Source organism: Enterococcus sp. DIV0086 (assembly GCF_050498705.1).
Lineage (GTDB): Bacteria > Bacillota > Bacilli > Lactobacillales > Enterococcaceae > Enterococcus > Enterococcus faecalis.
Window position 1 is genome coordinate 1,167,559 of the sequence record NZ_JBNIDN010000001.1, and the last position, 12,270, is coordinate 1,179,828.

Annotated in this window: 11 protein-coding genes, 1 pseudogene, 1 riboswitch and 1 other annotated feature; of the genes and pseudogenes, 1 reads left to right on the plus strand and 11 read right to left on the minus strand. The window is 36.7% G+C overall.

Annotated elements, in window-relative coordinates:
* Positions 1 to 3: 3 nt before the first annotated feature.
* From IGI63_RS05640 to IGI63_RS05670, 7 genes and pseudogenes are all read right to left on the minus strand, one after another.
* Positions 4 to 309 carry a YlaN family protein gene (locus IGI63_RS05640; RefSeq protein WP_429975502.1) on the minus strand — a complete coding sequence of 102 codons (306 nt, stop codon included), beginning with the start codon at positions 307 to 309 and terminating at the stop codon, positions 4 to 6.
* A 226-nt stretch (positions 310 to 535) separates the two neighbouring features.
* A complete protein-coding gene (gene recQ / locus IGI63_RS05645; protein WP_002381558.1) occupies positions 536 to 2,305 on the minus strand; it encodes a DNA helicase RecQ in 1,770 nt (589 codons plus the stop codon).
* A gap of 317 nt (positions 2,306 to 2,622) precedes the next feature.
* Positions 2,623 to 4,458 carry a translational GTPase TypA gene (gene typA / locus IGI63_RS05650; protein ID WP_033626119.1) on the minus strand — a complete coding sequence of 612 codons (1,836 nt, stop codon included), beginning with the start codon at positions 4,456 to 4,458 and terminating at the stop codon, positions 2,623 to 2,625.
* Positions 4,459 to 4,678: 220 nt separating this feature from the next.
* Positions 4,679 to 5,461, minus strand: a complete 783-nt coding sequence (locus tag IGI63_RS05655) for an inositol monophosphatase family protein (protein ID WP_002372201.1) — start codon at positions 5,459 to 5,461, stop codon at positions 4,679 to 4,681.
* A complete protein-coding gene (locus IGI63_RS05660) occupies positions 5,462 to 5,740 on the minus strand; it encodes a UPF0223 family protein (RefSeq protein ID WP_002356679.1) in 279 nt (92 codons plus the stop codon).
* 49 nt (positions 5,741 to 5,789) lie between these two features.
* Positions 5,790 to 7,055, minus strand: coding sequence for a voltage-gated chloride channel family protein (locus IGI63_RS05665; protein ID WP_002362212.1), 1,266 nt, complete (start codon positions 7,053 to 7,055; stop codon positions 5,790 to 5,792).
* A gap of 76 nt (positions 7,056 to 7,131) precedes the next feature.
* Positions 7,132 to 7,201: riboswitch (Fluoride riboswitch) on the minus strand.
* A 64-nt stretch (positions 7,202 to 7,265) separates the two neighbouring features.
* Positions 7,266 to 7,590, minus strand: a pseudogene (locus IGI63_RS05670) (hypothetical protein).
* A gap of 93 nt (positions 7,591 to 7,683) precedes the next feature.
* Between IGI63_RS05670 and IGI63_RS05675 the strand changes: the two are divergent.
* Positions 7,684 to 8,016: a helix-turn-helix domain-containing protein gene (locus IGI63_RS05675; RefSeq protein ID WP_002408770.1), complete on the plus strand. Its 333-nt coding sequence runs from the start codon at positions 7,684 to 7,686 to the stop codon at positions 8,014 to 8,016.
* 80 nt (positions 8,017 to 8,096) lie between these two features.
* Here the strand turns inward: IGI63_RS05675 and IGI63_RS05680 are convergent, their stop codons facing one another.
* From IGI63_RS05680 to rimI, 4 genes are all read right to left on the minus strand, one after another.
* Complete coding sequence (locus IGI63_RS05680) at positions 8,097 to 8,597, minus strand: HD domain-containing protein (RefSeq protein ID WP_002356666.1); 501 nt, start codon at positions 8,595 to 8,597, stop codon at positions 8,097 to 8,099.
* 155 nt (positions 8,598 to 8,752) lie between these two features.
* Positions 8,753 to 10,444: an arginine--tRNA ligase gene (gene argS / locus IGI63_RS05685; protein WP_002372206.1), complete on the minus strand. Its 1,692-nt coding sequence runs from the start codon at positions 10,442 to 10,444 to the stop codon at positions 8,753 to 8,755.
* Positions 10,445 to 10,516: 72 nt separating this feature from the next.
* Positions 10,517 to 10,720, minus strand: a binding site (T-box leader).
* 42 nt (positions 10,721 to 10,762) lie between these two features.
* On the minus strand, positions 10,763 to 11,809 hold the full coding sequence (gene tsaD, locus IGI63_RS05690) for a tRNA (adenosine(37)-N6)-threonylcarbamoyltransferase complex transferase subunit TsaD (protein WP_002370457.1): 1,047 nt from the start codon (positions 11,807 to 11,809) through the stop codon (positions 10,763 to 10,765).
* Entirely contained in the window at positions 11,806 to 12,270 is a 465-nt protein-coding gene (rimI, locus tag IGI63_RS05695) for a ribosomal protein S18-alanine N-acetyltransferase (RefSeq protein ID WP_002359702.1), read from the minus strand. Before rimI ends, tsaD begins: the two co-directional genes overlap by 4 nt.

The window sequence follows — 12,270 nt, forward strand, 5'->3', positions numbered from 1 at the left end:
AGCTTAACCCTCCTTGCCAATCTCGTTTTTTTCTTGTGTTTCTTCATAAACATCTGTATATAATTGATTCAATTCGCGTTCTAAATCACTTAGTAGGCGATGTCCTTCTTCATTAGTTAAAATCCCCAAACGGGTCGCATAGGTCACTTGTCTTGAAAAACCATACATTTGTGTATCCACCACTTCTTCAAATGCTTTACATTGAGAAATGCACAAACTGTTTTTTTGATTACGAATAAGCATTTTAATGCGTTCTGCATCGTCTTCTAATAATTGAATGGCAAATTTCTTTGAAATTCCTTCGTCCATTTGTACAGAACCTCCCTATCTTAATTAAATAATTATAACATAATTCTCAGTTAGATACATGATGATTTCAGAAAATTTCCTTTAAGAAATTTTCTAAAACCAAGCGATATATTAAGTAAGAAATCTCTTTATATAACAAGCTTATTTTATCAATACAACAACAAATACATTAAAAGACTTTTTTCTTATTTTCTGCTTTTAATTTTAAATAAAATAACAAACTATATCATTTTTTTGTCTCTTGATATTCTTTAATTACTTCTAAAAAGGCGGTGCCATATTTATCTAATTTATTTTGGCCGACCCCTTTTATTTGCAATAATTGAATCGTTGTTTGCGGTAATTTTTCACACATTTCTTTAAGTGTACTATCGGAAAAGACTACATATGGCGGCACGCCTGCCTCTTGAGCCATGTCCATACGTAATTCGCGTAATCGTTCAAACAAGGCATCATCCACTGCTACTTTTCGAACTTTTTGGTCTTCTTTTCGGAAGACTTTCCGTTCCCCTAAAAGCACCTGAACACCTTCTGTCGAGACTGATAACAACGGAAATTGCCCATCAGAAGGAATTAAATAACGTTCTGCTGTCAAATAATCAATCAGCTGTGTGACTTCTTTTTGGGTGCGACCTTTCATTAGTCCGTATGTTGGCAAACGATCAAAATGCCATTGATCAATTTTTTGATCTTTTGAGCCAGTCAAGACTTTACCAACTAAGCCCTTACCGAAACGTTCTCCCATACGTTTTACACAAGACAAGACTTTTTGGGCATCGACCGTAATATCGACTAATTCTCGATTATCCAGACAATTCGAGCAGCGACCGCAGTCCGTCCCTTCTTCACCAAAATAGCGTAAAATATATTTTTGTAAACACATTTGTGCATTCGCATATTGTGACATTTCCCGTAATTTCAAGTACTCTTTCTGCTTATAATCAATGGTCATTTCAGATTGTTCAATAAAGTATTGTTGAATTTGCAAGTCTTGTGGAGCAAACATTAACACAGCATCACTAGGCAGACCGTCACGACCAGCTCGGCCGGCTTCTTGGTAATAAGATTCAATATTCCCTGGTACTTGTGCGTGAATGACAAAACGAACATTACTCTTATTAATCCCCATACCAAAGGCATTTGTTGCTACCATCACTTGCACTTGATCATACAAGAATGCTTCTTGATTTTCACTACGTAACTGTTCACTCATGCCCCCATGATACATCCCAGCTGCAATTTTTTTACTTTCTAATAAATGATAAATTCGTTCAACTTCCTTCCGCGTGCTTGCATAAATAATACCTGATTGTCCAGTATTCATCTTTAAATATTCCAAAAGAAAAACGTCTCTATTTTGATCTTTCACGACTTGAAAAGATAAATTTTCTCGAGCGAATCCTGTTTTGATTTCATTTTCTGATGGAATTCTTAATTGCTTGACAATATCCTCCGCTACTTGTGGCGTTGCTGTTGCTGTTAGTGCAATCACAGTTGGTTGCTGTTGAAATTGATCGATAATCTCTGCTAAACGCAAATAGCTTGGACGAAAATCATGCCCCCATTGTGAAATACAGTGTGCCTCATCTACTGCCAATAAATCAATCGGTACATGTGTCAGCATCTGTTGAAAATCATAAGATTCTAATCGCTCTGGCGCAACATACAATAGCTTGACTTCTTTGTTAACCGCTAATTGAATACGTTGATTCATTTCTTGATAGGAAATGGTACTATTGATATATGTAGCTGGAATCCCCATTAAATTCAGGGCATCTACTTGATCTTTCATTAAAGAAATTAATGGTGAAATCACCAATGTTAAATTATCCAGAAGTAAGGCTGGCAACTGATAACAAATCGATTTGCCTCCACCTGTTGGCATAATGCCTAAGACATTTTCTTGTCGCAATACATGACGAATAATCGTTTCTTGTCCTGGCCGAAAATCATCATAGCCAAATGTATCTTTTAATAATTCTTGTAATGCACTCATTTATTGCGCTCCAATCTTTGTTCTACAAGTCATTTTAACACGCTAATCTAACAGGAACAAGGTGTGTTAAAACAAGACACAATCGTGAAACACCAGTTAACGTGAAACATCAAAAAGAATGAAAAATTGTGAAAGCTTGCTATCAAAAGCTTTCAAAAATAGCGGCATTTGCTTGTTGTGGATAACGAGTAGTTATCCACACATAAAAAAATAACCTTATCTTAAAATACGCATTAATTCGTTTTTGCCATCAAAAAAACCAACTATTTTCGTAGTAAAACGAGCATAGTTGGTTTAAATGTTTATTTGTCGAAAAATTATTCAGCTTTTTTCTTTTTCTTGCTTGCTTTTTCGCGTTCGTTTTTGTTAAGAATTTGTTTTCTTAAACGGATGCTTTCTGGTGTTACTTCACAGTATTCATCTTCATTCAAGAATTCTAATGATTCTTCTAACGTTAATTTTTTCGGTTTTTTAATGACTGATGTTTGGTCTTTCGTTGCCGAACGAACGTTAGTCATTTGTTTAGCTTTTGTGATGTTCACAGTTAAATCGTTGTCGCGGTTGTTTTCCCCAACAATCATTCCTTCGTAAACTTCTGTCGTTGGTTCAACGAAAACTGTACCACGTTCTTCAATACTCATGATTGAGTAAGTCGTTGCTTTACCAGTATCGATTGAAACTAGTGCACCTTGATGACGGCCACCAATCGTTCCTTGAATCATTGGTAAGTATTGATCGAAGGTGTGGTTCATAATACCATAACCACGAGTCATTGATAAGAATTCTGTTGAATAACCAATTAAGCCACGAGCTGGTGCTAAGAAGATTAAACGCATTTGTCCGTTACCGGCATTAATCATATCTTGCATTTCGCCTTTACGTAAACTTAGGGATTCAATCACGCTACCCATGTATTCTTCAGGTGTGTCAATTTGAACACGTTCAAATGGTTCACATTTAACCCCATCAATTTCACGTTCAATAACTTCTGGACGAGAAACTTGTAATTCATAGCCTTCACGACGCATATTTTCAATTAAAATTGATAAATGCAATTCGCCACGGCCTGATACAGTCCAAGAATCTGGGCCAATTGGATCAACACGTAAAGATACGTCTGTTTGTAATTCAGCCATTAAACGTTCTTCGATTTTACGAGCGGTGATGTATTTTCCTTCACGTCCCGCAAATGGAGAATTGTTAACTAAGAAAGTCATTTGTAAGGTTGGCTCATCAATGTGTAGAATTGGTAATGCTTCTTGATTGTGAATATCTACAACTGTTTCCCCAACGAAAATGTCTTCCATTCCAGAAACGGCAATTAAATCGCCCGCTTTTGCTTCATCAATTTCCACACGTTGTAAGCCAAAGAAACCTAAAATTTTCGTTACACGGAAATTTTTCACGCTGCCATCTAATTTCATCAACGCAACTTGGTCGCCGACTTTCATTGTGCCACGGAACACACGGCCAATCCCAATACGTCCAACATAATCGTTGTAGTCTAGTAATGAGACTTGGAATTGAAGTGGCTCGTCTGAATTATCAACTGGAGCTGGCACATGTTCAATAATTTTATCAAAAATTGGGGCCATTGTTGGCTCTTGATCTGCTGGATCATCTGATTCACTTGAAGTTCCGTTTAAAGCAGAAGCATAAACAACTGGGAAATCTAATTGATCGTCGTCTGCACCTAATTCGATGAATAACTCTAAAACTTCATCTACTACGTGTTCAGGACGAGCAGAAGGTTTGTCAATTTTGTTAACAACCACGATTGGTGTTACTTTTTGTTCTAATGCTTTTTTCAATACGAAACGTGTTTGAGGCATTGTTCCTTCATACGCATCGACAACTAAAACAACACCGTCTACCATTTTCATGATACGTTCTACTTCACCACCGAAGTCCGCGTGTCCTGGTGTATCTAGAATGTTGATACGTGTACCGTTATAATCTACGGCTGTATTTTTTGCTAAGATAGTAATTCCACGTTCACTTTCAAGTGCATTGGAATCCATTGCACGTTCCTGTAATTGTGTGTGTCCATCTAAAGTGTCAGATTGTTTTAAAAGTTCATCTACTAAGGTTGTTTTACCATGGTCAACGTGGGCGATAATTGCCACGTTACGAATATCATCTCTGTATTTCAATTTAATTGCTCCTTATCTATATACGCTTATGTTACTTAAGTCCATAAAAGCCGACTGCTTATTATAGCAAACTTTTTTCATTAAAAAAAGGCTTTCGCCTGCAAAAATAATGAAAGTTTTAGAAATTATTCGGCTTTTTCTGAAAACAAGGACATTTTTTTACAAATTTTTCTCTTTTAAAAGAGGAAGAGCCTTACCTTTCAGCAACGCTCTTCTTTGATTATTCCGATTCATTTAAATATCGGGTAAATACTTCATCATAGGTTTCAGGAGTTGCTGCAATAAAGTATTCACGGCCATCAAAAGTTAATGGTTTTCCTGTAATACCAGAGTATTTAAACCCAAATTCTTCCAAAAGTACTAAGCCTGCTGCATAATCCCAAGGACTTAGATTAGATAAATAGCCATGATGGTTGCCTTTTAACATGGCAATAATTTCCAAACCTGCACAACCGCTAATACGCACGCCCATACTTGCTTGTCCGATTTCCGTTGCGTGATGAATATTTTTTCCATGCATGTAAGCATTCATGCCCCATAATCCATCTGCCAAGGCTTTCATAGTAGGCGCTTTTAATAATTGATTATTCCGATAAACGCCAAGCCCTTTACCACCCCAATAAAGTTCTTCTCTCATCACATCATAGATAAAACCTAATTTACCAATGCCGTCTTCATAAACAGCTAACATAATACAAAAATTTTCTCTTTCCATCACGAAATTCATTGTGCCATCAATCGGATCGATGATCCACACGCGACCAGCAAAACTTTTTAAAGTATTGTAGCCTTTTTCTTCCCCTAAAATTTGATCTTCGGGAAAATTTGTTTGAATTTTATTCATTAAAAATTCTTGGGTTTGTTCATCCATATTTGTCACTAAATCGGTGCGGCCATTTTTCTGTTGAACGGTTAACTCTGATTCCAAGTTCATTCGAATCACATCGGCTGCTTCAAAAAGCCAACTTTGAATTGTTTGAATAAATTTTTGCGTTTCAGTCATCTAATCATCCCCCAGCTTTAATTTACCGCTTCCCTGTTTTTTAGCTTGTTGAAGCGTACGATATAACGAATATCCTGAAGCATTTTCAAATTCACGACCTAAGCGTTTTTCTTCGCCGATACTTTTAACGACCGTTTTAAATTGTTGATAAGTTGTTAAAAATTTGTCAACAGGCAAGCCTGTTTCGTTGGCTTGCTCAACTGCTGTCCACATATTAGTGACAATCACCATTTCCTCTGTCGTCCAATCTAAATCTAATGGATATTGATAGTCTTTCATGTCTTCACCTCATCTTCTCTAGTTTAGCATATTTTCATAAAAAAACATCTTATTTACGTCGATTTTTTAATGCGTTAAAGAGAGGATATTCTGCTGTTCCTTTGCGATACAAACTTTGTTGCGAAGCATAAATACCGCTATTTCCTGAACACATAAAACTGATTAAGCAGACCATGAAAAAATAGACTGCCGCTTCACTACCAAATAGTTCAATGCCCATAATGAAACAAGCAATCGGCGTATTCGTGGCGCCAGAAAAAACACCAATAAATCCTAAACCTGCTAAAAAAGGAATTGACAGATGTAACAAAGGGGCCAAAGAACTACCTAACGTAGCCCCAATTTCAAACAATGGCGTCACTTCTCCTCCTTGGAATCCGGCACCCAAGGATAACACCGTAAAGAATAATTTCCCAACAAAATCAAAAGGCTGCGCATTGCCTGCAAAAGCATCTTCTAGTAAAGGTAAACTCAAGCCTAAATAACGTTGGTTGTTTAAGACGAGCACAAACAGAACGACAATGGCAGCGCCAAGAAACGCACGAAGGTAGACATTAGCAAACCAATTTGCATAGGTCTTTTTTAAAAAGACAATGGAACGACTAAAAACCCAACCTGCCAAACCAAAACAAATCGATGCCAAAAATAATTTTACAAATAGTTCAACCGACCAAGTCGGAATTTTGCCCATCGGATAATGCGTATGTGTTACACCAAAACTTTCAGTCACAAAATTAGCAAATAAGCCTGCAAAAAAACTTGGGAAAAGTGCCTCTGCACGAACTTTTCCAATCGCCAAAACTTCTAATCCGAAAACCGTTCCCGCTAATGGTGTGCCAAAAACAGAACTAAAACCTGCACTAATTCCACTGATAATAATTACTTGTCGTTCCAAAGCGGACAGTTTAAAGACTTTTCCTACAGCATTTGCGATTGCGCCCCCCATTTGCACCGCCGTCCCTTCACGACCAACAGAACCACCAAATAAGTGCGTAGTAATCGTGCCAAACAATGTTAAAGGAATTAAGCGCAAGGGAATATCTTCTTCCCCGCCATTGCCTTGTTCAATCACTAAGTTATTTCCTCGGCTAGCATTTTTCCCAAAACGCGTATAGAAATACGTAAAAACGACACCGCTAATGGGGAGAATAAAGAGTAACCAAGGATTTGCTAAACGAACATCTGTTACATAGGTGAGACTCTTTAAGAAAAAGGCGGATAACGCCCCCATAAATAAACCAATAATTGCGGTAATGAGCAACCATTTTGCCATATAACCGCCGATTGATAGTAGTTGCTTTGTTTCTTTTTTCATTTTACATGCTCCTTTACAATTTTCTTATCGCCAATCCTAGCGTACAGAAAAAGCCTACCAAAGGGTACACTTCTCCCGTTTGGTAGGCGTCATTAATTTATTCGTCCAATAAATAGTTCGTGGTGAACACCATCACCATGTTGCTATTAAACTATTAAAAATAATACCACGCAACTCTGGAAAGTGCAATAGAAGAATAACTCATTACCTTTAACAACCTTCACGTGTCTTATTAGACACTAGTTCATTAAAAAAAATAACCATGATTTCTTCGCTTTCCAGATCTAACAACTTAGAAATCAATTTAATATCTGAAGCTTTAAATACAACCTCTCCTTTTAATTTCTTATAAATTGTTGAAGCTGAGATTGGTTGACCTGCAGCGGTCATTTCACTTGCTAACCATTCAACATTTTTCCCTTTTAATTTCAATTTTGAATGAATTAAATTTGATTCCATTTTACTCCCCCTTTTCACCCCTTTTTAGTGTCTTATTAGACACTGGAAGTATATCATTTTGTGAAAAAACCGTCAATATATGCCTATTCAATAGTTATTTATCACTCTATGTATAGAGTAAAACATGTTTCTTTTGCGACACTTTTTGTGCTAGAATGTTTTTACGGAGGTGGTTTTTTTGAAAGAAAATTTTTTGAAGCAAAAAAGGATGGAGAAAAATCTTACATTAGAACAAGTTGGAAATTTTGTTGGTGTTGGAAAAAGTACCGTCAGGAAATGGGAAACTGGAATGATTGAAAATATGGGGAGGGATAAAATTGTCGCCTTATCTAAAGTTTTAGATGTATCACCTCTTGAAATCTTAGGTATTCCTGAAACGGAAGAAACGCCATTTGTTGTCCCGACCAATATTATGAATGTTTACAAACAATTGACAACTGAAAATCAAGAAGCAGTCTATCGATATGCTCAAAAGAAATTAACAGAACAAAATTACTTTTAATATTTATTTTAAATAGATGAATGTTAGACTTTTTAGTCAACGTTAAACAAAAAAAGCTTATCCTTCCGGATAAGCTTTTTTTAGATTGACTGTTGGCCAAAATACTGACGCCATTTGGTTTTCATGGCTGTCGTCATCGGCAACGCCGCTTCTTTCACAGCACAATATTTGTCAACAAAGGTTACAATGTAACTTTCTTTGTATTTTGGTGGTGCAATAGTTGCGCCCCACATATGTTTAATAATAATGTCTCGTTCTAAATCAGACAACTCTGTAATTTTTTCAGCATTTTTGGCTGCAATTCGTGGATGAACATAGGCATGAGAGCCTTCGTCAAACTTTGTTGTGCGCCAATCATAGTAAAACAAATCATGTAATAAACCAGCACGAGCTGTTGCACGAGCATTGCCGTTCCAACGCTTTGCTAATTTATAGCTATGATAGGAAACACTAATTGAATGTTCTAAACGAGTTGAATGCATATGTTGTGTGTATTCTGCTAATTTTTGGACTTCTTCGGTTGCTAATAAATCTTCTACATAAGAAAGATATTCTTCGTCTTCACGCCATTTTTCTGTCATATAATTGGGTGCCACCTTTTCTAATCCTTTTATAACTTGACTCGAGTATAGCACCCCAGCTATTTAATTACTATGAATTTCTCAATCTGTAACTTAACTTTAATATTTGCTTAATAAGTTTAGCGTTCAACGCAGTAAAATTTTCACAAAAACTTCTACATTTCTTCTGGTGCATGTAACCCTAGTAAACGTAAATCTTCTTTTAGAACAGTAGCTACTGCATAAACTAACGCTAAGCGTGCCTCTTTTTGAGCATCTTCATCCAAAATCCGAACATGGGCATAATATTTATTGAACGCTTGTGCTAAATGAATGCTATGTTTCGCAATAACAGATGGTTCATATTTTTCAGCAGCTTGCATCACAGTTTCAGGGAATTTTTGTAACAACTTCACGACTTCCCAGCTATCCTTGTCATTTAGTGCATAACGTTGTGTAGCGTCTGGTGTAAAGTTTGCTTTACGTAAAATACTCATCGCACGAGCATGTGTATATTGAACATATGGCCCAGTTTCGCCTTCAAAACGAACAACTTCATCTAATACAAAATCGAAATTATTTAGACGATCATTTTTAAGGTCATGGAAAATAACTGCACCTACACCTACTTGTTTCGCCACTTCTTCACGATTTGCTAAGTCTGGGTTTTTCTCGTTAATTTGATTTCCTGCTAAAGTAACAGCTTCATTCAATACTTCTTCTAATAAAACGATTTTCCCTTTACGTGTGGATAATTTTTTACCGCCTTGAGTAATTAAACCAAACGGAATGTGTTCCATATCATCTGACCATTCAAATCCTAGTTCTTTCAAGACTGCTTTTAATTGTTTGAAGTGATTGCTTTGTTCGTTGCCGACTACATAAAGTGATTTGGCAAAATCATACGTCCGTTTACGGTAAAGCGCAGCAGCTAAATCCCGTGTGATATATAACGTCGCACCATCTGATTTACGAATAAGTGCTGGATTTAAATTATATTCTGTCAAATCAACAATTTCTGCACCTTGATTTTCTGTTAATAAATGTTTTTCTTCTAATAAAGTAACAATTTCATCCATTTTATCATTATAAAAGGCTTCGCCATTGTATGAATCAAATTCAACTTCTAACATGGAATAGATTTTATCAAATTCTTTTAGAGACTCGCTACGGAACCATTTCCATAATTCATTAGCTTCTTGGTCTCCTTCTTCTAATTTTTTAAACCAAGCACGTGCTTCGTCTTCTAATTCTGGTTTTTCTTCTGCTTCTTCATGAAATTGCACATATAAGCGCAATAATTCATTAATTGGTTGTTGGCGGACTGCTTCTTCAGAACCCCATTTTTTATAAGCTACAATTAACTTACCAAACTGTGTACCCCAGTCACCTAAGTGGTTAATCCGAATTGGCTGATACCCAATTTTTTCTAAAATAAAAGCAATTGAATTCCCGATTACCGTAGAACGTAAGTGCCCCATAGAAATTGGTTTAGCAATGTTTGGTGAAGACATATCAATAGGAACATTGCCATTATTACCAAAGGTACTGTTTCCGTAGTTGTTTTTTTCTTTGACTACTTCGCCAATAACAGCTTGACTGACTGCTTCTTTATTCATGAAGAAGTTTAAATAAGGTCCCACCACTTCAATTTTTTCAAAATTTGTGCCATCAATTTTTTCTGCTAATTCTGCTGCAATTTGTTGTGGTGCTTTACGATAAATTTTAGCTAATGAAAAGGCTGGAAAAGCAACATCTCCATGATCAACAGATTTAGGATTTTCCAATAATTGTTCGATTTGATCCATCGTTAATTCTTCATTTAAAACATCATGTAACGCTTTTGCTACGATTTCTTTGTTGTTCATAAGAACCCTCCTGATTAATTTGTAAGTATAAAAAAACAAAAACGTCTCTGACAAAACAAAATGATTTGTTTTGTCAGAGACGAGAATTTACCCGCGGTACCACTCTAATTGTCTATACTACTTGGATAGACCTGCTTCATCGATAACGGTGATTGCCGTCTGCTTTCAGCAGAATTCTAAAAGTGCGCTTCCTCATTCCGATCACTCTTGGCTCCCACCTTCCCAAGATCGCTAAGCTGACGTTGAAATAAGTACTCTCTTTATCATCGAATGTCATTGTTAAACTGGCTTCATTATAGCAAATTTTTGTCTAGCTGGCTAGCCTTCTTCACTAATTGTCATAAAACTAACGCCAGGTTCTGCATTTAAGTTATACGAAGCAAAGTGATTCTTTTCAGCTTCGATAAAAGCGGCAGCGCCAATCATCGCCGCGTTATCCCCACAAAGTTTTAATGGCGGAATAAGTAATGTTACTGCTGGTAATTGTTCACTGATTGCATGTCTCATTGCTTCTCGTAATCCTTGATTCGCAGCAACGCCCCCAGCAATTAGCAATTGTTTAACAGGATATTCTTGACAAGCACGAATGGTTTTAGTCACTAATACTTCTACCACACTCGCCTGAAAACTTGCGGCTAAATCCTTTGTAGACAGTGCTTCACCACGTTGCTCTGCATTATGAACCGTGTTAATAAACGCACTTTTTAAGCCACTAAAACTAAAGTCATAGTTATCCTCTTTTAGCATCGCCCGTGGAAATTGATAGGTATCTGTGCCTTCATGGGCCAAAGCATCAATCTCTTTGCCACTAGGATAAGGCAATCCTAACACACGTCCGACTTTATCATACGCTTCACCAGCTGCATCATCACGTGTTTCACCAACAATTTCGAAAGAGCCATCTTCTTTCATGTAGACCAATTCCGTATGTCCCCCACTAACGAGTAAGGCCATCAATGGAAATTCGAGCGGTGCTACAAAACGGGCAGCATAAATGTGCCCAGCCATATGATTGACTGGAATAAGTGGTAATTGGTGCGCCCAAGCAAATGCTTTTGCTGCAGAAAGTCCTATTAATAAAGCACCGACTAACCCAGGCCCATAGGTCACAGCAACGCCACTAAGCTCTTCTGGTGTGACTTTTGCTTCTGTTAATGCTTCTTCAATACAGATTGTCACTTGTTCAACATGATGACGACTCGCAACTTCTGGAACGACTCCACCAAAACGTTGATGGCTCTTAATTTGCGAAGCTACGATATTGGAAAGAATTTTGTCGCCATCTTCAATGACAGCCACACTTGTTTCATCACAGCTACTTTCCACAGCTAATAATAATTTACGTTCTTTTGTAAAAATTGTCATTGGGCTTCCTTCCTTAATTTCGCACACATTACAAAGGCATTTTCTTGAGGTTCTTTATAATAATTTTTTCGAACAGCTACTTTCCGAAAACCTGTTTTCTCATAAAGTTTTTGAGCTAGTGTATTCGATTCTCTGACCTCTAAGAAAATTTGTGTAATGTCACGACTTTTAACATATTCTTTAAAAGCTTTCATTAACTGACAACCAATTCCTTGGTGTTGTTTCTGACCATTCACAACAACGTGACTAATTTCTGCTTCATCTAAAATAAAATGATAGGCAATATAACCTAACCACTGGCCATTTTCAACTAAAAAAAGATATTCGCTATTTTCCTGAGCAAAATCTTCCGCAAATTGTGTTTCTGTCCAAGGGGAGCCAGTTGTATAAGAAGAATTACTAAAACGCCATAATTCTTCACCAATATTTGCTACAGATATTTCTTTTTTTGTTACTAACAT

Bases quoted from the DNA above. Each gene is read 5' to 3' on its own strand.
- IGI63_RS05640 (WP_429975502.1), bottom strand. From the start codon at position 309: ATGGACGAAGGAATTTCAAAGAAATTTGCCATTCAATTATTAGAAGAC.
- recQ (WP_002381558.1), bottom strand. From the start codon at position 2,305: ATGAGTGCATTACAAGAATTATTAAAAGATACATTTGGCTATGATGAT.
- IGI63_RS05655 (WP_002372201.1), bottom strand. From the start codon at position 5,461: ATGACTGAAACGCAAAAATTTATTCAAACAATTCAAAGTTGGCTTTTT.
- IGI63_RS05660 (WP_002356679.1), bottom strand. From the start codon at position 5,740: ATGAAAGACTATCAATATCCATTAGATTTAGATTGGACGACAGAGGAA.
- IGI63_RS05665 (WP_002362212.1), bottom strand. From the start codon at position 7,055: ATGAAAAAAGAAACAAAGCAACTACTATCAATCGGCGGTTATATGGCA.
- IGI63_RS05680 (WP_002356666.1), bottom strand. From the start codon at position 8,597: ATGACAGAAAAATGGCGTGAAGACGAAGAATATCTTTCTTATGTAGAA.
- argS (WP_002372206.1), bottom strand. From the start codon at position 10,444: ATGAACAACAAAGAAATCGTAGCAAAAGCGTTACATGATGTTTTAAAT.
- tsaD (WP_002370457.1), bottom strand. From the start codon at position 11,809: ATGACAATTTTTACAAAAGAACGTAAATTATTATTAGCTGTGGAAAGT.
- rimI (WP_002359702.1), bottom strand. From the start codon at position 12,270: ATGTTAGTAACAAAAAAAGAAATATCTGTAGCAAATATTGGTGAAGAA.